19 protein-coding genes are annotated in these 19,612 nt (G+C 62.2%); 10 read left to right on the top strand and 9 right to left on the bottom strand.

Features of this window, described 5'->3' with window-relative positions; translation table 11 throughout:
• The first annotated feature begins 11 nt into the window (after positions 1 to 11).
• On the top strand, positions 12 to 887 hold the full coding sequence (locus tag DWB85_RS13910) for an ABC transporter permease (protein ID WP_239017336.1): 876 nt from the start codon (positions 12 to 14) through the stop codon (positions 885 to 887).
• Positions 887 to 1,615, top strand: a complete 729-nt coding sequence (locus tag DWB85_RS13905) for an ABC transporter ATP-binding protein (protein WP_239017335.1) — start codon at positions 887 to 889, stop codon at positions 1,613 to 1,615. The genes DWB85_RS13910 and DWB85_RS13905 overlap by 1 nt, the downstream gene beginning before the upstream one ends.
• A 68-nt stretch (positions 1,616 to 1,683) precedes the next feature.
• On the opposite strand, the gene DWB85_RS13900 is transcribed toward DWB85_RS13905, so the two are convergent.
• The 4 genes from DWB85_RS13900 to DWB85_RS13885 form a co-directional block, all read right to left on the bottom strand.
• Positions 1,684 to 3,519 carry a hypothetical protein gene (locus DWB85_RS13900; protein ID WP_117955756.1) on the bottom strand — a complete coding sequence of 612 codons (1,836 nt, stop codon included), beginning with the start codon at positions 3,517 to 3,519 and terminating at the stop codon, positions 1,684 to 1,686.
• Positions 3,520 to 3,611: 92 nt separating this feature from the next.
• Complete coding sequence (gene pdxA / locus DWB85_RS13895; protein WP_117955754.1) at positions 3,612 to 4,619, bottom strand: 4-hydroxythreonine-4-phosphate dehydrogenase PdxA; 1,008 nt, start codon at positions 4,617 to 4,619, stop codon at positions 3,612 to 3,614.
• A 144-nt stretch (positions 4,620 to 4,763) separates the two neighbouring features.
• Positions 4,764 to 6,041: a peptidylprolyl isomerase gene (locus DWB85_RS13890; RefSeq protein ID WP_117955748.1), complete on the bottom strand. Its 1,278-nt coding sequence runs from the start codon at positions 6,039 to 6,041 to the stop codon at positions 4,764 to 4,766.
• Positions 6,031 to 8,424, bottom strand: coding sequence for an LPS-assembly protein LptD (locus tag DWB85_RS13885; protein ID WP_239017334.1), 2,394 nt, complete (start codon positions 8,422 to 8,424; stop codon positions 6,031 to 6,033). Before DWB85_RS13885 ends, DWB85_RS13890 begins: the two co-directional genes overlap by 11 nt.
• A 118-nt stretch (positions 8,425 to 8,542) precedes the next feature.
• Here DWB85_RS13885 and DWB85_RS13880 point away from each other — a divergent pair, with 118 nt between their 5' ends.
• From DWB85_RS13880 to trpC, 7 genes are all read left to right on the top strand, one after another.
• Positions 8,543 to 9,568, top strand: coding sequence for an aminoglycoside phosphotransferase family protein (locus DWB85_RS13880; protein ID WP_205422744.1), 1,026 nt, complete (start codon positions 8,543 to 8,545; stop codon positions 9,566 to 9,568).
• On the top strand, positions 9,565 to 10,254 hold the full coding sequence (gene murU, locus DWB85_RS13875) for an N-acetylmuramate alpha-1-phosphate uridylyltransferase MurU (RefSeq protein ID WP_117955740.1): 690 nt from the start codon (positions 9,565 to 9,567) through the stop codon (positions 10,252 to 10,254). The genes DWB85_RS13880 and murU overlap by 4 nt, the downstream gene beginning before the upstream one ends.
• A 128-nt stretch (positions 10,255 to 10,382) precedes the next feature.
• On the top strand, positions 10,383 to 11,051 hold the full coding sequence (rpe, locus tag DWB85_RS13870) for a ribulose-phosphate 3-epimerase (RefSeq protein WP_117955869.1): 669 nt from the start codon (positions 10,383 to 10,385) through the stop codon (positions 11,049 to 11,051).
• Positions 11,052 to 11,251: 200 nt separating this feature from the next.
• The gene (gene trpE, locus DWB85_RS13865) at positions 11,252 to 12,754 is read left to right on the top strand and encodes an anthranilate synthase component I (protein ID WP_117955737.1); all 1,503 of its coding nucleotides are present in this window, start codon (positions 11,252 to 11,254) and stop codon (positions 12,752 to 12,754) included.
• Positions 12,745 to 13,323, top strand: coding sequence for an anthranilate synthase component II (locus DWB85_RS13860; RefSeq protein ID WP_117955735.1), 579 nt, complete (start codon positions 12,745 to 12,747; stop codon positions 13,321 to 13,323). The genes trpE and DWB85_RS13860 overlap by 10 nt, the downstream gene beginning before the upstream one ends.
• A 1-nt stretch (position 13,324) precedes the next feature.
• Positions 13,325 to 14,371, top strand: a complete 1,047-nt coding sequence (gene trpD / locus DWB85_RS13855) for an anthranilate phosphoribosyltransferase (RefSeq protein WP_117955733.1) — start codon at positions 13,325 to 13,327, stop codon at positions 14,369 to 14,371.
• 4 nt (positions 14,372 to 14,375) lie between these two features.
• Entirely contained in the window at positions 14,376 to 15,176 is an 801-nt protein-coding gene (gene trpC, locus DWB85_RS13850; RefSeq protein WP_205422743.1) for an indole-3-glycerol phosphate synthase TrpC, read from the top strand.
• Here trpC and crp read toward each other — a convergent pair.
• A complete protein-coding gene (gene crp / locus DWB85_RS13845) occupies positions 15,173 to 15,817 on the bottom strand; it encodes a cAMP-activated global transcriptional regulator CRP (RefSeq protein ID WP_117955731.1) in 645 nt (214 codons plus the stop codon). The two genes, trpC and crp, sit on opposite strands and share 4 nt — an antisense overlap.
• Before the next feature lie 116 nt (positions 15,818 to 15,933).
• On the opposite strand from crp, the gene DWB85_RS13840 reads away from it, so the two are divergent.
• The gene (locus DWB85_RS13840; protein ID WP_117955729.1) at positions 15,934 to 16,368 is read left to right on the top strand and encodes an OsmC family protein; all 435 of its coding nucleotides are present in this window, start codon (positions 15,934 to 15,936) and stop codon (positions 16,366 to 16,368) included.
• Here the strand turns inward: DWB85_RS13840 and DWB85_RS13835 are convergent.
• The 4 genes from DWB85_RS13835 to DWB85_RS13820 form a co-directional block, all read right to left on the bottom strand.
• Positions 16,332 to 17,339 carry a sulfotransferase gene (locus DWB85_RS13835; protein ID WP_133300623.1) on the bottom strand — a complete coding sequence of 336 codons (1,008 nt, stop codon included), beginning with the start codon at positions 17,337 to 17,339 and terminating at the stop codon, positions 16,332 to 16,334. The two genes, DWB85_RS13840 and DWB85_RS13835, sit on opposite strands and share 37 nt — an antisense overlap.
• 8 nt (positions 17,340 to 17,347) lie before the next feature.
• The gene (locus DWB85_RS13830) at positions 17,348 to 18,343 is read right to left on the bottom strand and encodes a glycosyltransferase family 2 protein (protein ID WP_117955725.1); all 996 of its coding nucleotides are present in this window, start codon (positions 18,341 to 18,343) and stop codon (positions 17,348 to 17,350) included.
• Positions 18,340 to 19,116 carry a class I SAM-dependent methyltransferase gene (locus tag DWB85_RS13825; RefSeq protein ID WP_117955722.1) on the bottom strand — a complete coding sequence of 259 codons (777 nt, stop codon included), beginning with the start codon at positions 19,114 to 19,116 and terminating at the stop codon, positions 18,340 to 18,342. Before DWB85_RS13825 ends, DWB85_RS13830 begins: the two co-directional genes overlap by 4 nt.
• 117 nt (positions 19,117 to 19,233) lie before the next feature.
• Positions 19,234 to 19,578 carry an SEL1-like repeat protein gene (locus DWB85_RS13820; protein ID WP_117955720.1) on the bottom strand — a complete coding sequence of 115 codons (345 nt, stop codon included), beginning with the start codon at positions 19,576 to 19,578 and terminating at the stop codon, positions 19,234 to 19,236.
• Positions 19,579 to 19,612: the final 34 nt, after the last annotated feature.

The following is a 19,612-nucleotide window of genomic DNA, read 5'->3' as shown; positions in this document are numbered from 1 at the left end:
CCGGGGTTCGTATGATTACTACCGGCCTCGCCATCAGCCATGAGAAATCTGCTAAACTGCCGCCCGTCCAGACCAACCCGATCTCAGCCAGGCAGCAAGACAAACGCATGACTCTCCGCCAGTATTTCAGCCTGATCGACGTGCAGGCCCGCATGTTGCTCAAGGCCGATGCCTCGAAATTCAAGCTGGGATTTCTGTGGTGGTTTCTCGAGCCGCTGATGTGGGTAGCCGTTTTTTTTGTCGTGTTTAACCTGATTCTGGATTCCGGAAAGAAATCAGGCGATTTCATTCTCTTTCTCACCTGTGGCAAGTTTGCTTTTATCTGGTTCTCCAAAACCGTCCTGCACGCGTCCGGCAGTATCGTTGCCAGCCAGGGTTTGGTCGGCAAGATCAATATGCCCAAGTCGCTGTGGCCTATGTCGGCCATTCAGGAAAGTTTGTATCGGCAGTCTACCGTTTATCTCCTGCTGTTCCTGATCCTGACGCTGTTTGGGCACTACCCTGACTTTGCCTGGCTGTGGATGATTCCAGTGTGCCTTGTGATGTACCTGATGATTGTTGCCTGTGGTTTGGTGGGGGCCTGCCTGGTGTGTATTGTCCGGGATTTCCAGAAGTTTATTCCCCTGGGCATGACCTTCCTGCTGTTCACATCCGGTATCTTCTGGGATGTGCGTGAGATTGGCAGCCCGGAGAAGACCGAGTTGCTGCTTACCCTGAACCCGCTGGCATTTATGATCGATGCTCATCGGCAGGTCCTGATGCACCATAATGGTCCCGATATTGCCCATCTTTTCGCCATTTTCCTGGCCTCCGCTGTAATGATATTTCTGGCCATTCAGTTTATGCGTCGCCACGGGCAGTATCTTGCCTTGAAGGTGTTGACCTGATGACGGATATGGATGGGCAGGTAATGCTGGAACTGAGGGATGTGTCTCTTGGTTTCCAATCCAGCAAGGGCACGTTTGACGATGGTGTTCATCACGTGCTCGACCGGGTCTCGTTCAAGTTGTATGAAAATGAGACTCTTGGAATTATTGGCCGTAACGGCGTCGGCAAAACCACCATGTTGCGGATCATGGCGGAAATTTTTTCGCCTACCAGCGGAGAAATTTTCAGGACTCCGGGTAAAACGGCGTCGCTGCTTACCCTCGGGTTGGGGCATAAGGTCGATCTCAGTGGTCGAGATAATGCGATGCTTTCTGCCATGCTACAAGGCGCGAGCCGGCAGGAAGCACTGGGCTATCTGGAAGAGATCAAGGCATTTTCGGAGCTGGGCGACTCGTTTGAAGAGCCCGTTAAAACCTATTCCGCGGGGATGAGATCCCGCCTGGGTTTTACCACCGCGTTACTGACGCATGTCGATATTCTGCTGGTGGATGAGATACTGAGCGTTGGCGATGCGGAGTTTCGAGCAAAAGCGGAGCGGGCTATGCGAGAGCGTATTTGCGGTGAGCAAACCGTGGTGTTCGTTTCGCACTCGCTTGCTCAGGTCAAGGCGCTTTGCGATCGTGTCATCTGGATAGATAAGGGACAGATTTGTGCGGAAGGCGAGCCGGGAACGGTTATTGCGCAGTATCGGGAATCGTTAACGCTCGCGAACGCAGCAAAGAAATAACTGTCCCAGAACCTGCGGAAGCAATAAGGCATCGCTCTTTGCCGCAGCATGATTGACTGCCGCCTTGCTCATCTGCTCCCCTTAATCGCCTGGCCCAGGGCCTGCCGGGAGCACTCGCCGGCTGCGGCGCGAATCTCCTGCCAGCTGGACAGGCTGGCGGCATAGCCTGCGCAGAGCTCACGCAGTGCGTTAAGCGCCTGCCCCTCACTCATGCCATCGGGCAGACTGGACATATCGGCCACCCTGGCCGGCACCTGGGTGGCGGCGGCGATGGTGTCCAGGCTTTCCTGCAACCACTGCTGCCAGAGGGGCGCCCGGATGCTGCCGTCATTGAGGAAGCGGGCCAGCCGGCTGAGATCTGCCGCCTGCCAGTAGGCCACCTCCCGGCGGAACAGGGATATAAGGTCGCGATCGCTCATCTCCGACAGCTTGGCGGCCAGCGCTGCCAGGGCCTGCAGGCGCGTCTCCGCGGAAACGCCGGCCTGGTATGCGGTGTGGTCGGTAACGTACTTGTTGATATTGATTTTGCCCCTGCCGCTCTGCGGCGGGGGATTGGGGTTGCCGTGCCGCGGTTCCAGCGGCAGGTGCGGCACATTCCAGTCGTATTCGAGCACGGCGGCGTGGGGGTGGAGGAATTCGGTCATGGCGCCGAACAGGTAGTCCTCGCCTCGAAATACCGGGAAGTAGGGCGGTAGCAGATGGGTGTTGTCCAGTCCGCTGACCTGGGAAATCACCGACATCTTGGTAAAGGTGGGCCGGGGCTGTCCGAGCCAGTAGGTGCGGCTGGCCAGCGCGCCCTCAATGCCGCCGGAGAATTCGGTGAGGCGTTTGCTGGAGGCCGGGTCCAGGGTCAGTATCCACTCGGTGCCCGGGGTGCCGGGGTCGCCCATGGCGCCACTCTGGGTGACCATTACCGGCGAATCCGCTGACCACAGGCTGAGGTAGGCCGAGTTGGCGCCGGCCAGGTCGGTGGGCTTGACTGGCTGGCCGTCCGCCAGTTTGGCGATGGCCTGGCCCATGGAGAGGCCCAGGCAGCTGGCGTGTTGAGTCAGCGGGTCAAATTCGGCCCGGGTGGTGCGAGCGAGCATGTCCTGCTGGTCCAGGTAGAAGTCTGCCTCTCGCTCGAGCTGGCCAAACTGCAGGCCGGGCTTTTTGTGGGGAGACTCCACCGCGGCGCAGATCACGTCGTCATCCATGACGATGGCACGACAGCCCACCGAGAGCAGCAGGGTGAGATTACGCGCCCGGCCGTAGGTTTTTTCTCCGGCCCATCTATCCTGGTCGATCAGAAAGCGGATAGCCTCCTCCTCGGCGGGCTGCTGCGCGATGAGCTCGGCCATGAATTGTGCTGATTCCGTAGCGCCGAAATAGAGCATATTGCGCGGGCAGGTGAGGTTGAACTCCTCCACCGCCTCGCGGTTCTGTTCCGCATTGGCCGGGTCGCGGGAGTCGTCGATCAGGAACAGCGCCTCGTGGCGGCTCAGGTTGCCGGCCCGGAGCATGGATTCCAGCAAGCGCTTGACCGCCGCGGGGCGATCACAGGTGATGGCGAATACCCGGGTCGGCGGCAGGTCCAGGGGCGGCGGTACCTCGGCATTGAGCCGGTCGCAGACGGATTCGGCAGTGGTCATCAAGCCCGCGTCCTTGAGCATGTTGAGCACTTTCATCACGTCCGCCTGCTGGCCCGCCAGCTCGGGGATAGACGCGGTGAGCACCTGGGCATGCTGCTCCAGGGTGCGGAACACCCGGCACAGGGGCATGCTGGCGGCCACCGGGCCACCCACCATGAGCTGGGCGTCGCTGAATTTGTCGATCAGCAGGACGCCGCCGTTTTGCATGTCTACGGCTTCGCATTCGGCGAATGCGTACAGGCCGCTGGGGGAGGTATTGGGGTCGTTGGACATGGGGTTCTGCTTGGGGGAATCAGGGGGCGATTTTACGGGGCGGGGTGGGGGGTGTAAACCGTGGGTGCTGTCCGGGCGTTATGGATTCCGGCCTACGCCGGAATGACGCTGGGACTGCCCGTGGTGTGGGCCATTGAAATCGCCATGTCCAGGGCAGTCCTCAGGCTGGAGGGGTCGGCCTTGCCGGTGCCTGCCAGGTCCAGGGCTGTGCCGTGGTCGACCGAGGTGCGAATGATCGGCAGGCCCAGGGTCACATTGACCGCCTCGCCGAAGCCGGCGTATTTCAGCACCGGCAGGCCCTGGTCGTGGTACATGGCGAATACCGCGTCGCAGTTGTCCAGTACTTTGGGGTTGAAGGCGGTGTCGGCGGGGAGTGGTCCCTGGAGGCTCATGCCCCGGGCCCTGAGCCTTTCCAGGGTGGGGATGATGGTGTCCAGTTCTTCTCTGCCCATGTGACCGGCCTCGCCGGCATGGGGGTTGAGGCCCAGTACCGCAATCCGCGGCTGGGCCAGGCCGAATTTTTGCTGCAGGTCGCGGTGGAGAATTTCCAGGGTCGATTCCAGCAGGTCGGTGGTGATTGCTGCCGGTACCTCCTTCAGCGGCAGGTGGGTGGTGGCCAGGGCCACGCGCAGGTTCCTGGTGGCCAGCATCATCACCACCCGCTCGCTGTCGGTATCCTCGGCCAGCAGTTCGGTGTGGCCGGAAAAGGGGATGCCGGCGTCGTTGATCACCGATTTCTGCACCGGGGCGGTGACCATGGCCTGGCAGCGCCCCGCCAGGCAGGCGTCTACCGCTGCGTGGAGGGTATAGAGCACATAGCTGGCATTGGCCGGGTTCAGCTCGCCGGGGGTGCAGGTGGCGTTCAGGGCGACCGGGTAGACCTTGAGTTTGCCCGGTGTGTGGGTTTCTGGCTGGCCCTGGGGACTGACGATCTCTTCGACTTCGACTGCCAGGTCCAACATGGCGGCCCGTTCCCGCAGCAGGTCCGGGTCGCAGATGGCGACGAGTTCGGCGGGCCATGGCTGCCGGGCGATGGCCAGGGTGATGTCCGGGCCGATACCGGCGGGCTCGCCGGGAGTGATGGCGATGCGGGGGATCAACGCGCTTGGTCATTCCGGCGCAGGCCGGAATCCAGGGGGTGGTTGGTTTCTGGTAGCAGGGTCACTGGATTCCGGAATGCCGGACCACGGCTTTCGCCGGAATGACGATGAGGGCGGCTTGCGTCGTAATGACGGCTTTCGCCGTCACTTGATATCCACAAAGGCTTCATCGCGGATCTGTCTCAGCCAGGCATCCAGCTCTTCCTGGTATTTGCGGTTGTGCAGGTAGTTCATGGCCTTGTTGCGGGTGGCGCGGTCGGTCATGTCTTCTTCCCGGCGGTCCATGACTTCCAGGATGTGCCAGCCGAACTGGCTTTTCACCGGGTCGGATATCTCGCCGATGGCGGTAATCTGCATGGTCTGCTCGAATTCAGGCACCATCTGGCCGGGGCTGGTCCAGCCCAGGTCGCCGCCTTCCTGGGCGGAGCCGATGTCTTCCGAGTATTCCCGGGCCAGTTCGGCGAAGTCTTCACCGCCCTCGGCGCGGGCCTTGAGGTCGGTCACCAGTTCCCTGGCCTGCTGGTCGGTCATGATCTCGGAGGGTTTCACCAGGATATGGCGCACCCGGGTCTGGTTGACCACCATGCTCTCGTCGCCGCGGCGGTCGGCCATGTAAATCAGGTGGAAGCCGCTGTCGGAGCGTACTTTTTGAGTTTCGCCCTTGGCCAGCGCCGGCGCCACGTCGGAGAACAGGGAGGGCAGGTCGTCCAGCTTGCGCCAGCCGAGGTTGCCGCCGCTGAAGGTATAGGGGCCCGGGGCGCTGACCGCCGCTTCAAATGTCGAGCCGGCCTGGATCTCCGCCAGCACCTTGTCGACATAGGCCTCGGCGCGCTCCGCCTCGGCGGCGGGGGCGCTGGGCGACACCGCCAGCAGGGCGTGAAGGATCTGGTATTCCGGCTGGGTCATTTTCTGGCCCTCCGCCGTGGCCAGGAAGTTGTCCACTTCCTGGTCGCTGATCTCGATGCGCTGGTTGACGTTGCCCTGCTGCACCCGCTGGATGATCATTTCGGTGCGGATTTGCTCGCGCATGCCCTGGTAGGACTGGCCCTGTTCCTCCAGCGCCAGGCGGAACTGGTCCAGGGTCATGCCATTCTGTGCGGCAACCCGCTGCAGGGCGGCATTGAGCTGGGCGTCGGTGATGCGGACCCCAACCCGCTGCCCTTTCTGCAGCTGGATGCTCTCCAGGATCAGGCGGTCCAGGGTCTCGCGGATGATGACATCTTCCGGAGGCATCTCCACGCCCCGCGCCTCTATACTCTGGGTGATTGAGTCAACGCGTTCGCGCAGTTCGCTGGCCATGATGATGTCGTCATCGACCACGGCTACCACCTGGTCCAGCATCTCGGTTTCCGCCCGGGCCAGGCCGGAGGCGAGAATGGCAGTCGCCAGGATGGCGCCCAGGAGCCTCGTTTTAATATTCACTGTTGGTAAAACCTCGGATCATGTCTTCCATTATGCTGCTGGCGCGGCTGCCGAAGCCGCCCATGCCCTTGAGCACAACTTGAATCTGGGTGGAATCTTCCCGCTCCAGCAGCGGGTCATCAAAGTCGGGGTTCTCCCCGGAGGCGGTATCGTAGTAGCGCAGGTGCAGCAAACGCAATTTCCAGCAGCAGGTATCATATTCCACCCCGAACATATCTTCCACGCTTTCGCCGGCCTCTACCGAGTAGTTGACAGCGGCGAACAGGCGCCAGTTCAATCCGGCGGGCATGTAGAAGGAAAAGTGGGCTTCCTCGGTGGGTGGCTGGGTGGTGTCCACGGTGGTCAGCGGGCGCCGGTAGCTGTAACCGAAATTGTAGATACTGCCGTCATCGCGGGTGTAGCTGGTAAAGAAATTGCCGGAGTTCATGCGGTCGCTGTAGGGATCCCACACCAGGCTGGTGCGCAGGCTCAGGCGCTCGTTGGGATAAAAGCTCAGCTCACCGGCCACTTCCGAGCCGCCGGTTGTCAGTGGCGGGTTGTCGGCATCCAGGCGTACTTCCCGGTCCTTGAAATAGAAAATCTGGCCGATGCTGGCGTTGAACTCCTCCCGGCCATCGGTTTCATCGATGAAACGGGTGGTAATGCCCACCGAGAGCTGGTCGGCATCATCGATGCGGTCGCGTCCGGAAAAGCGGGTTTCCCGGAACAGCTGGTTGTAGGTAAAGGTCAGTTCCGAGCTGTCAAAGTCCGGTTGCCCGTCCTGGTCCTGGTACTCGCTATACAGGTAATACAGTCGCGGCTCCAGCGTCTGCAGCATCTGGCGGCCGAACAAGCGGGTGCCGCGGTCAAAGTAGAGACCGCCATCGAGGCTGAGCAGGGGAGCGCCAGCATCGGGACTCTGGTCCCCGTAGTTCCTGTGCTCATCCAGGTCGTAAGCCAGGTGCCGGTACTTGCCGGTGGGTGTAAAGAAACCGTAGGTCCACAGCATCGGGTAGCTGGCGCCGGCCTCGCTGTAGAGGCGCTGGCCGGTGACTTTGTTGGTGTCGGTGTCGAAATTGGAGTACTGGGCGAGCAGGATCGGATTGACGGTAAAGGGCGTGCCGTCGGGCCGATAGCGACCGGTGATTTGCGGCAGCTTTTTGTAGTCGTTGCTGATATCGTCCGCCAGTGTCTGGAACTGCTGGACTTCCAGGTTGGCCATCCAGCGGTCGCCGAGGTAGTCCAGGGCGCCGTATTGCAGCAGGGCGGTACGCCGCTTGGAGTCCAGGCTGGAGGTTTGCAGGTCCTTCATGTAGTTGACGTCGCTGGCCTTGCTGTAATCGATCTGTGAGCGCCAGCGCTTGTTGAACAGGCCGTTCTGCTTGACCACACCCAGCCAGCGGTCGTGATTGCGTTCGCTGGGATACTCGTTTTTGTAGCGCTTGTCCTCGTTCATGAAGGCGCCGCCAACCTCCCAGCGCCCGAGGTAGGGATTGAGATAGCGCGCTTTTGCCTCGTGATTGAGTCCGCGCTCCTCGATGTAGCGCGGTGTATACAGGAGGTCGTAATCCGGGGCCAGGTTCAGGTAAACGGGTACGGCAATATCCACCCCGCCGCGGGAATCCGAACCGATATCCGGCCACAACACGCCAGTCCGGCGGCGGTCATCCAGCGGGAACTGCATCCACGGGAAGTAGAACACCGGCACTCCGGCTACTCGCACCTTGGCATCCCGCGCTATCCCCAGGCCTTCCTCAAGGTCCAGCTCCAGTTCGCCGGCCTCCAGCAGCCACTCGTCATCCCCGGGGGCGCAGTAGCTGAGCTGGCCGTCGTGAATGTGAAGAATGCCGTCGCTGTCCCGTTCCAGCAGGTCAGCGCTACCGCGCATATGCAGTTCATGGAGAACAAACTGGCTGTTCTCGACGTTGGCGCGTTCTGTTCTGGAGAAGATCTGTGCTTTTTCGCCGCGCAACAACAGCCCCGGTTCCCGCAGGGTAATGCTGCCACTGAGGGTGGCTGTCTCCTCGCTGCGGTCGAGACTGATTTCTTCGGCGCTCACCTGCCGATAGCCCTGTTTGAGGAATACCCCGCCGCGGAAAATCGCGCTGTCCTCACGCAGTTCCGCATTGCTGGCGTCGGCATCGATGGGGGAATCCTCGGGGGAGGTCGACTGGTCGGCGCCGGCCAGCGGGTCGATATAGCGGCCCTCGCAGTTCACGCACTGGTCGTCGCGGAGCTCCCGCGGTACCTCGTCCACATGGACCCAGTCCAGGGGGTGTGCCGCGCCCCGCGCGCTGTTATCCTGTGCCACCCCGGACATGCTCAACAGCGCGCACGCCAGCGCGAGGCGCAGTCGCCCCCGGGTCGGGTGTCGCCGCGGTTTTGGGGCAGTTCTGGGTGTCATTCTGATCGAGGGTTCTTCGCGTAAAGGGCGAATTCTAAAGCATAGGCTTGCCCTTGTCCGGGAAAATTTGGCTGGCCGCGCCGCCAGATCAACCAGCTCAGTAACACGAGGAACGAGTTTGGCCAGTAGATTACCACCAGCGGATTTACTGCCCTGGTCACTGTCGGTTCTGGGTGCCGAAGGCCAGGCAGAACTGGAGCCCGTGGCGGGTGACGCCAGCGCCCGGCGCTACTTTCGCCTGCGCCTGAACGGGCGCAGCTATATAGCGGTGGATGCGCCACCCGAGAGCCAGAAGAATGCCGAATTCCTGAAGGTCAGGGGCTTGCTGGCGGCCGCCGGGATCAGCGTCCCGGCGCTGTGCGGCGCCGACCTGTCCCGCGGTTACCTGCTGTTGGGTGATCTCGGTGACCGGCTGTTATTGCAGCAACTGGATGCATCGACGGCGAACCAGCCCTACGGGCGCGCATTTGAAATCCTGCTCGCCATGGGAAGCATAGATCCGGGGGACCCCCAATGGCCGCGCTACGATGACGCCCTGCTGAGCGAGGAACTCAGCCGCTTCCCGCAGTGGTTTGTGGAACGGTTGCTGGGTATTCCTTCACCGGATGACTCGATCTGGCGTCCTTTGGCCGATGTGCTCAAGGCCAACGCCCTGGAGCAGCCCACGGTACTGGTTCACCGCGATTTTCACAGCCGTAACCTGATGCCGCAGCCGGACGGCGCGCTGGCGCTCATTGATTTCCAGGACGCGGTAGTCGGCCCGGTCACCTACGATCTGGTGTCGCTGCTGCGTGATTGCTACATTCGCTGGCAACCGGCGCAGGTGGAGGCCTGGGCCCTGTCCTACCTGGAATTGCTGCAGCAGCGGGGTACGCTGGTTGACATCGACAAGTCACGGTTCCTGCGCTGGTTTGACCTGATGGGCCTGCAGCGGCACCTCAAGGTATTGGGTACATTCGCTCGACTGAATATCCGCGATGACAAGCCTGCTTACCTGGACGATTTACCACTGGTGATCAGTTACGTTGTGGAAATGCTGCAGAAGTATCGTGATGACATGGTCGTGATAGCGGCCTTCGATAACTGGTTTGCAGGCGAGGTAATGACGGTGATCCGCCAGCAGCCATGGAACAGTGCTCCATGAAGGCAATGATCCTCTGCGCCGGTGTCGGCGAGCGGATGCGGCCGCTCACCGAGCACACCCCCAAGCCCCTGTTACAGGTGGCCGATATGCCGCTGTTGGAGTACCACATTCGGGCGCTGGGCAAGGCGGGTTTTCGCGACCTGGTGGTGAATGTCTCCCACCTTGCGCAGCAGGTCATCGACTATTGCGGTGATGGCTCCCGTTGGGAGTTGAGTATCGCCTGGTCCCGGGAGGCACAGCCACTGGAAACCGCAGGCGGAATCCAGCAGGCATTGCCCCTGCTCGGCAGCGACCCTTTCCTGGTCATCAATGGCGACGTGTGGATCGACTATCCGCTTGACCAGCTGCGCCGCTACAGCCTGAGGCCCTGGGAGCAGGCCCACCTGGTGATGGTGGACAACCCGCCCCAGCACCCGCTGGGCGACTTCTGCCTCGGCGGGGATGGCCGCGTGGCTTATCGGCCGGCTGACCAGGCGGGCTATACCTATGCCGGTTTGGGGCTGTACACGCCCGCTTTCTTCAAGGATGTGACAGCGGGCAAGCTGGCGCTGCGGCCACTGCTGGATGCTGCCATAGCCGCGGGCACCCTGGGCGGGGAATACTACGGCGGCGACTGGGAAGATGTGGGGACCCCGCAGCGGCTGCAGGCGCTGGATACCCGGATCCGCTCAGCCGCTGAGCAGTGAAACACGCCGGGCGGGCTGCAGAGAGCCATGGCGGCATCAGGCGCCCGGTTTAACATCATCGCCATGCGCCTCGTTCCGCGACCGTGTACGGGGTAGAATAGCCGCTTTTAATGCAGCCGGAGTCCATCATGGCCGACTACCAGATCGCCCCTTCCATTCTATCCGCCGATTTTGCCCGCCTCGGGGAAGAAGTGGACAAGGTGCTCGCCGCCGGCGCCGATATAGTGCATTTCGACGTGATGGACAATCACTACGTGCCCAACCTGACCATCGGCCCCATGGTCTGCAAGGCCCTGCGCAAGCATGGAGTGACCGCGCCCATCGACGTGCACCTGATGGTCAGCCCGGTAGACCGCCTGATCGGCGACTTCGCCGAGGCCGGCGCCACCTACATTACCTTCCATCCGGATGCCTCCACCCACGTGGACCGCTCCCTGCAGATGATCCGCGCCGCCGGCTGCAAGTCCGGCCTGGTATTCAACCCGGCAATGGGCCTGGATGCGTTGAAGTACGTGATGGACAAGGTGGACATGGTGCTGCTGATGTCGGTAAACCCGGGCTTTGGCGGGCAGTCGTTTATTCCGGCAACGCTGGACAAGCTGCGCGAGGCGCGGGCCATGATCGACGCCACCGGGCTCGATATCCGCCTGGAGATCGACGGCGGCGTGTCGGCGAGCAACATTGCCGAGATCGCCGCGGCTGGCGCCGATACCTTCGTGGCAGGCTCGGCGATCTTCAACCAGCCGGATTACGCGGCGGTGATAGCCGCCATGCGGGAACAGCTGGCGGGCGTGTAGAGCCTGCCGGCGGGTAGACCCTGTTTGCCATCCCGATCCCCCTATGTACAATAGGTCCAGTCTGTATCCGGAGATTGCTGTGCAAACAGCCGTACGTAACAGCATCGACCTGCTTTCGATGCGCGAGGTCACTTGCTGGCGATGGTAGCCAGGGCCCCGCTTCGACCTGAATACGTACAATCAATCTCCGAGGAACACCCATGAATTCGCAGGACTTTGCCGCCCTGGTGGCACAAGACTTCAACCGTATACCTGTCAGTCTGGAAGTGCTGGCGGACCTGGAAACCCCCATCAGTGCCTACCGCAAACTGGCGGAAGGGCCCTACTCCTTCTTTTTTGAATCTGTCCAGGGCGGCGAGAAGTGGGGCCGCTACTCGATAATCGGCCTGCCCTGCAGGACCGTGCTCAAGGTTTACGACCACCGGGCCGATATTTTTGTTGATGGCGAACTCACCGAAAGCGAGGAGGTCGCCGATCCACTGGCCTTTGCCGAGGATTTCCAGCGGCGTTACCGCGCGGCCCCCCGGGAGGATCTGCCGGTATTCCACGGTGGCCTGGTGGGTTACTTCGGCTACGATACGGTGCGTTATGTCGAGCCGCGGCTGGCGCCGGGCATGCCGGCAGACGAACTGGGCAACCCCGATATCCTGCTGATGGTGGCGGAAGAAGTGCTGGTGTTCGACAACCTGGCGGGCACTATCCGCCTGGTAGTGAACGCCGACCCGGTGGATGACGATGCCCTGGAGCGCGCCAATCAGCGCCTGCAGCAGCTGGTCGCGCAACTGCGGGAACCGATGGCGCCGCTACCCGAGGTGTCGCTGGATGCCGCCGACAGTTCCGAGCTGGAGCAGCAGGCCGAGTCCCACTTCACCCAGGAGGCCTACCACGAGGCCGTGGACAAGGTGAAAGAGTACGTCCTTGCCGGTGATGTGATGCAGGTGGTGCCCTCCCAGCGAATGAGCGTACCGTTTAGCGCACCGCCCTTGAACCTGTACCGGGCCCTGCGCAATCTCAATCCCTCACCCTACATGTACTACCTGGACCTGGAAGATTTCCACATTGTGGGTTCGTCGCCGGAAATCCTCGCCAGGCTGGAGCATGGCCTGGTCACCGTGCGGCCGATTGCCGGCACCCGCCGGCGGGGTTACAGCGAGGAAGAGGACGAGGCGCTGGAGGCGGAACTGCTGGCAGATCCCAAGGAAATTGCCGAGCACCTGATGCTCATCGACCTGGGCCGCAACGACGTGGGGCGTATTGCCAGAACCGGATCGGTCGAGCTCACCGACAAAATGGTGGTGGAGCGCTACTCCCACGTGATGCACATTGTGTCCAACGTGACCGGTGAGCTGAAGGATGACAAGTCCGCTATCGATGTGCTGCGGGCAACGCTGCCAGCCGGAACCCTGAGCGGCGCCCCGAAGATCCGCGCCATGGAAATCATCGACGAACTGGAGCCGGTCAAGCGCGGCGTTTACGGCGGCGCGGTGGGTTATATTTCCTGGGCCGGCGACATGGATACCGCCATCGCCATCCGCACCGCGGTGATCAAGGACGGCAGGCTGTACGTCCAGGCCGGGGGCGGCGTGGTGGCTGATTCGGTGCCGCGGCTGGAGTGGAAGGAAACCCACAACAAGGCCCGGGCCATGTTCCGGGCCGCCTCCATGGTGCTGGCGGGCGAACAGGGGGACAAGTCATGCTCCTGATGATCGATAATTACGATTCCTTTACCTACAACGTGGTGCAGTACCTGGGCGAGTTGGGCGCCGATGTCCATGTGGTGCGCAACGATGAGATCGCGGTGTCTGATATTGCGGCACTGAAGCCGGCAAAAATCGTCATCTCCCCCGGGCCCTGTACGCCCAACGAGGCGGGGATCTCCATGGCGGTGATCGAGGAATATGCCGGCCAGCTGCCTATCCTGGGGATTTGCCTGGGCCACCAGAGCATCGGCCAGGTCTTTGGTGGCAGGATAGTGCGGGCGCGCCGGGTCATGCACGGCAAAACCTCGCCCGTACATCACCGGGGGCAGGGCGTATTCCGTGGCCTGAGTGAACCCTTCGAAGCCACCCGCTACCACAGCCTGGTGGTGGAGAAGGAGAGCCTCCCGGCGTGCCTGGAAGTCACTGCATGGACCCAGACGGAATCCGGCGAGCTGGATGAAATCATGGGCCTGCGGCACCGGGAACTGGCCATCGAGGGGGTGCAGTTTCACCCGGAGTCCATTCTCACCGCGCACGGGCACGACCTGTTGCGCAATTTCCTGGAGCAATAGCATGGATATGCAGCAAGCGCTGGCGGCCCTGGTAGACGGGCACAGCCTCAGCCAGCAAGACATGGCAGGGGTCATGCGCCAGGTCATGTCCGGCGACGCCACCGATGCGCAGATCGGTGCCCTGCTGGTGGCCCTGCGCATCAAGGGCGAGACCACCGATGAAATCGCCGGGGCAGCCCAGGTGATGCGCGAACTGGCAACACCGGTTGAGGTCAGCGCACCCCACCTGGTGGACCTGGTCGGTACCGGTGGCGATGGCGCCAACCTGTTCAATGTGTCGACTGCCGCGACCTTTGTGGTGGCGGCGGCCGGTGCCCACGTGGCCAAGCACGGCAACCGGGGGGTGTCTTCCAGCAGCGGCAGTTCCGACGTGCTGGAAACCCTGGGCATGCCCCTGGACCTGGATCCCGTCCAGGTTGCCCGGGCCATCGAGGAGGTCGGCGTGGGCTTTATGTTTGCGCCCGCCCATCACAGCGCCATGCGTTACGCCATTGGCCCCCGCCGTGAGCTGGGCATGCGTACGCTGTTCAATGTGCTGGGCCCGCTCACCAATCCCGCTGGCGTGACCCGCCAGGTGATCGGTGTATTTTCCGCGGACCTGTGCCAGCCGCTGGCGGAGGTGCTCAGGTCCCTGGGCTCAGAACACGTGATGATTGTGCACTCTGACGACGGCCTGGATGAGATATCGATCGCCGCTCCCACCCGGGTCGCCGAGTTGCGCGACGGCAAAATTGAAAGCTATAGCATCAGTCCGGAAGATTTCGGTCTTGAGCGCCAGTCGCTGGAGGGGCTGGCGGTGGCGGATTCCGCTGCTTCGGCGGCGCTGATCCGCAGTGCGCTGGCCGGCGCCGATGACGAGGCCTCGCGCAAGGCGGCGGCGATTATCGCGCTCAACGCCGGGGCGACGATTTATGTTGCCGATGTGACCAGCACCCTGGCCGCCGGTGTGGCCATGGCGGAAGACCTGCTGGCAAGTGGCCAGGCGGCAGAAAAGCTCAAGTCCTTTGTGGACTTTACCCAATTGATGCGCGGCGGCGAGGCGGGATAAGGCAATGGCAATAAACCCTCCCACCATTCTACGCAAAATCCTGGCTCGCAAGGCGGAGGAAGTCGCCTCGCGGCGGGCGCATACATCGCTGGCCAGCCTGGAGTCCCGTATCAGCGAGCAGTCGCCGGCCCGGGGCTTTGCCGCGGCGCTGGCCTCCCGGGTTGCAGCGGCGGAGCCGGCGGTCATCGCCGAGGCCAAGAAAGCTTCCCCGAGCAAGGGGGTAATTCGCGCCGACTTCGACCCCGCGGCAATTGCCGCCAGTTACCAGCGCGGCGGCGCGACCTGTCTCTCCGTGCTCACCGATATCGATTTCTTCCAGGGCGCCGATGAGTACCTGCAGCAGGCCCGCGCCGCCTGCGACCTGCCGGTCATCCGCAAGGACTTCACCGTCGACCCCTACCAGGTGGTCGAGTCACGGGCGATTGGCGCCGATGCGATCCTGCTGATTGTCGCCGCCCTGGCGGACGACCAGATGCGTGAACTGGCCGCCACCGCCGGGGAGTTTGGCCTGGATGTGCTGGTGGAGGTTCACGACCGGGCCGAACTGGACCGGGCCCTGGAGCTGGAGACCCGGCTGGTGGGTATCAACAACCGCGACCTGCACAGTTTCGAGATGCGCCTGGAAACGACCTTCGAGCTGTTGCCCCATATTCCTGCCGACCGGGTGGTGGTCACCGAAAGCGGTATTCACACCCCCGACGACGTGGCGCGGATGCGCGAGCGGGAGGTGCACGCCTTCCTGGTGGGCGAGGCGTTTATGCGCGCCGGGGAGCCGGGGGAGAAGCTGCGGGAACTGTTTTTCTAACGGGCCCCGAAAACCACCATGGTCTTGCCCGAAACCGACACCAGCCCGTCCTGCTCCAGGGACTTCAGCACGCGGCCGGCCATTTCCCGGGAGCAGCCGACAATCTTGCCCAGTTCCTGGCGGGTAATCTTGATCTGCATGCCGTCGGGGTGGGTCATGGCATCCGGTTCCCGGCAAAGGTCCAGCAGGGTGTGGGCGATGCGGCCGGATACGTCAACAAAGGCCAGGTCGGTGAGCTTGCGAGTGGTCTGGCGCAGGCGCTTGCCCAGCTGGCGGGCAATGGCGGCGAGCACCTCCGGGTACTGGGCGCTTATCTGGTGGAATTTTTCGTAGCTGATTTCCGCCACTTCACACTCGGTCTTGGCGGTGACCATCGCGCTGCGGGGGGTAATCTCGTCCTCGAACAGGCCCATTTCACCGACAAAATCGCCGGGGTTGAGGTAGCTCACCACCATCATGTGATCGGCTTCGGCTTCGTCTTCCACCATGACTGACACGGATCCATCGAGAATAAGGTACAGGCGGTCACCGGCCTCCCCCTGCTTCATCACCACGGCCTTGGCCTTGTACTGCTTTCTCTCGCAGTGGCGGAGGAAGTTCTCCACATTGGGAATGTTATTTGTGATCTGCGGCTTCAGCACCCCGCTTTACCCCTGCGTTGTATGTTGTTTTACCGATTCTACCCCGGTCCTCGCCCAAGTAAAACGTGATTTCTTGTGCTAAGCTGCGGCGCCAGTTTTTTCCAGGTGAGGAAGCAATGAAAGCAACGGTGAAATGGACCGACGGCGCCATGTTCGTGGGCGAGTCCGGCAGTGGTCACGCGGTGGTAATGGATGGCTCTGCCGACCTGGGCGGGCGCAACCTGGGGCCGCGCCCCATGGAATTGCTGCTGCTCGGCACCGGTGGCTGTTCTACCTACGACGTGATGAGCATGCTGAAGAAGTCCCGCCAGAAGGTGGTGGACTGCAAAGTGGAAGTCGAGGCAGAGCGCGCCGACGCGGTACCGGCGGTATTCACCCGGATCAACCTGCACTTTATCGTCACCGGCGTCGGCCTCAAGGAGAATCACGTGAAGCGGGCGGTGGAACTGTCTGCCGAGAAGTACTGCAGCGCCTCCATCATGCTCGGTGCGGCGGGGGTGACGATGAGCCACAGTTACGAAATCGTCGAGTTTTCTCCCGACTCAGACTGAGCTAACCCCGGTGTTCTGGCAGGCTCCAGCTGGTAGTCAAAGGCGTCAAGCTGCAGGCCTGTCAGCGCCATCGTCCGGCGATTACTGCTGGCGTACATGCCGCGAGTTGCATCATGTAAGCGGGCGGTAAACCGCCGTTCCAGGGTCGGTGACAGCAGCCGGTCGAACAGGCCTTCCTGGCGGCGGCGAAAATCGGCCATGCGCCGGAACTGGCGTTCCTCTGTTTCCCGGATCAGTCCGTTGGCGTTATACAGGTTGCGGTACAGGCGATTTGCCAGCCGATGCTTCTCAATACCGTAAAGTGAAGTCCCGGGGTTGATGCGCCGCTTGACCGGCAGTGAGGCGAGCCGCTTGTCCATTGCAGTCAACTGGCCGTGACTGGCGATGGCCTCAATGAAGGCTTTGGGGTTTCCAGCGAAGGTCTCGTAGCACAGCACTTTTACCTGCCCGCTGCCAAACAGCTGCTGGTAGTAGGCGATAAGCCGGTGGTACTCCAGCACCGTGGGCGCAAACGCGGGCGCCATGTGCTGCCAGTGGGGTTCTGGCCGCAGCAGCTGTTCCAGGGGGTAGGGCATGCCCCAGGCGACCAGGGTGCGGTAAAGCGAGCGCAGGGCGGCGCGCTGTTCGCGTATGATGATCAACACCCTCGCATCAGGGAAACAGGCGTACAGCTTGTCGGCATTGTATTTCGCGTTGTAGCCGTTGTGACTGATGGCCCCCGCCAGGTTTTCCGAACTCAGCACCGGCAACAGGCCCGTCCCGGTCGATTGTTCGCTGTAGCGGCGCCAGAAATCGGCGGTAAATGCATGGGGCTGGAATTCCAGCGGATCGACACTGACCAACCCCAGCTGGATCTCGAACGGGTTCATCACATTGACCATGCCCTGCCCCGGCTGGAACAGGCATTGCTGCATCCAGGTAGACAGGCATTTTGGATAGCCAATATGCAGCAGGGGGGCGGGTCGGTTCACCGGGCTGTTCACTCCCCGAAAATGGGGAGGTCCTCCAGGGCGCTGGCGGCCTGTTCCGGCCAGAGTGCCTTGCCCATATCACCCAGGCGTTTTGCCCGCCGTTCACCAAAACGTGACGCCACGGTTACCAGGGCCTGCGCCTGGGGGCTGATGCTGCCGTAAAACAGCGGTTCACGGGTCAGCGCCCGGTACTGGCCGCGCCAGTGATCGCTCAATTGCTGGAAGAACTTGTCCACCACCTGCTCGCGGGTTTCGTTGGAGGTCACCCCGCCGTGGAACTGGTGGAAACTTGCCTCGCCGTGCAGCAGGACATAGCTGCTGCCAGGAAACAGGCCCAGAGCGCGGAACATGTGCAGGTTGATGGCGCCGCCGCCCTCGTAGTCGAAGCTGGTGTCGGCGTAACCGATGGCGGCCAGGTTTTGCCGCGGCACGAAATAACAGTTGGACTCGGAAATAGGCTGCATGAAGCCGCGGGAATGGGCGCTGCACCAGACGCTGATGCGGAATAGTTCATAGCCATCTTGACGCCAGTCCACGCTGGCCAGCAGCCTGTCCTGCTCATCGCTGTTGTAACCTTCGCGCGTGCTGATGTGCTGCTCCTGGGGCCCCAGGTGGTGTACCGGAATGGCCACCAGGCAGTTGGGGTGGGCGCGAAAACAGGCCAGGGCGTGCTCGATTACCCGCGGAGTGACCATGTGAGCGCCATCGATCATGATCCCCAGGTACTCGCCGCGGGCCTGCTCGAAACCGAAGTTGAGGGCGTGCACCGGCGTGGGGCTGGACTCATCGCGGAGGAAGTAGCGAAAGTTAGCCGGCAGCTGTTCTAGCGTGTGTTCATCGAGGTTCTGGTCGGAGCTGTTCTCCACCACGATGACCTCGTAGTCCTCCTGGCTCACGTTGCGTTGGTAGGCGGTGGACAGCGTATGCAGGGTGCGTTGCAGTTGCGTCGGCATGCGGTAGGCCACTACCACCACGGAGAGCCGGGGCCGGGACAGGGTAGTCATGCCTGTTGAGTCATCTTGCGCTTGATCGCCTGCTCCCGGCTCTCGCGGAACTTGCGCGCCTGGCGGCGGCTTTTCAGGAACTGCCCGGCGATGCTGTACATCTCCGCCAGGACCTGCCGGTCCTCTGCCGAGTCGCCGAACAGCAATTGAATCAGCCGGGCTTGTTCCTGCAGTGCCGCACCTCCCGGTTTGCGCAGTACGCCCAGGCCGTGACCATGAGTGAAGGTGAAGCAGGGATACTGCTGTTGCAGTTCCTCCCAGAGCTTCCAGACGCCAAAATCACCCTGCCGCTCGGCAATGTCGTGGAACAGGATAATGCCGCCGGTGGCAACTTTGGGATACCAGGTGTGGAAATCGTGGGCGACCGCCTCGTAGGTGTGCAGGCCGTCAATGTGCAGCAGGTCGATACTGCCATCGCTGAACTGGGCCACAGCCTCGTCGAATGTCATCCGCAGCAGGTAGGCGTAATGGCGGTAGAACTCGCGAATGTGGCTGGCGAGCCTGTCGTAAATCTCTTCCCCGTAGCTGCCGGTATGTTCATCACCCGCCCAGGTGTCTACCGCGTAGCAGGTACAGTCCAGGGAGTGCTCCCGGGCGGACTGGCAGAACACAGCAAAGGAAAACCCTCGCTGGCTGCCCAACTCCACCAGCAGCCGGGGCGCTGTGGCGGCCACCAGGTCATAGCCAAAAGCCGCGTGGTCCTGCCAGGTGCTCTGGCCTCCCAGCCGGGGCTCGAAATCAACGCGGAGGCTGGGGGGAAAATATAGCGACATCGGGTATACCTGGAGCGGGTGGGCACGGTGCTTTGCGCCTACGAATTTTTGGATAATTATCAGTCGTTTGCCGGCATTTTAAGCGGCCCGGGGAGCGCCGCGCAACAGCGCTGTCGCTCAGGCTTCCTGTTGCCGTGCCGCTTTCAACCGCGCCTTGGCACTGCGGTCGCCCTGGGCGGCGGCTCGTTCCAGCCAGTACAGGTAGCGCTCGCGGTCCCGGGGGACACCGTGGCCGGAGTAGTACATCTTGGCCAGCAACTGCTGGGCCTTGAGTTCGCCGGCCTCTGCATGGTGACGTAAGACCGGCTCGGCCCGGGCGTAGTCCTCGCGCATGTAAGCCTTGATGCCCAGGTGCAGCGGCTCTGGTTCCGCCTCCAGCGCTGCCGGTTCCTGGCGCCGGGCCTTTAGCCAGAGGGCCGTTGCGACGATCAGCGCAGTGGTAATCGCAATCAGGTAGAGCATGTTACAGCCGTGTATGGTTGGTGGTGAGTAAGCC

The sequence above is a fragment of the Seongchinamella sediminis genome, assembly GCF_003457605.1.
Lineage (GTDB): Bacteria > Pseudomonadota > Gammaproteobacteria > Pseudomonadales > Halieaceae > Halioglobus > Halioglobus sediminis.
This window is presented reverse-complemented; position numbering and strand designations above follow the sequence as displayed.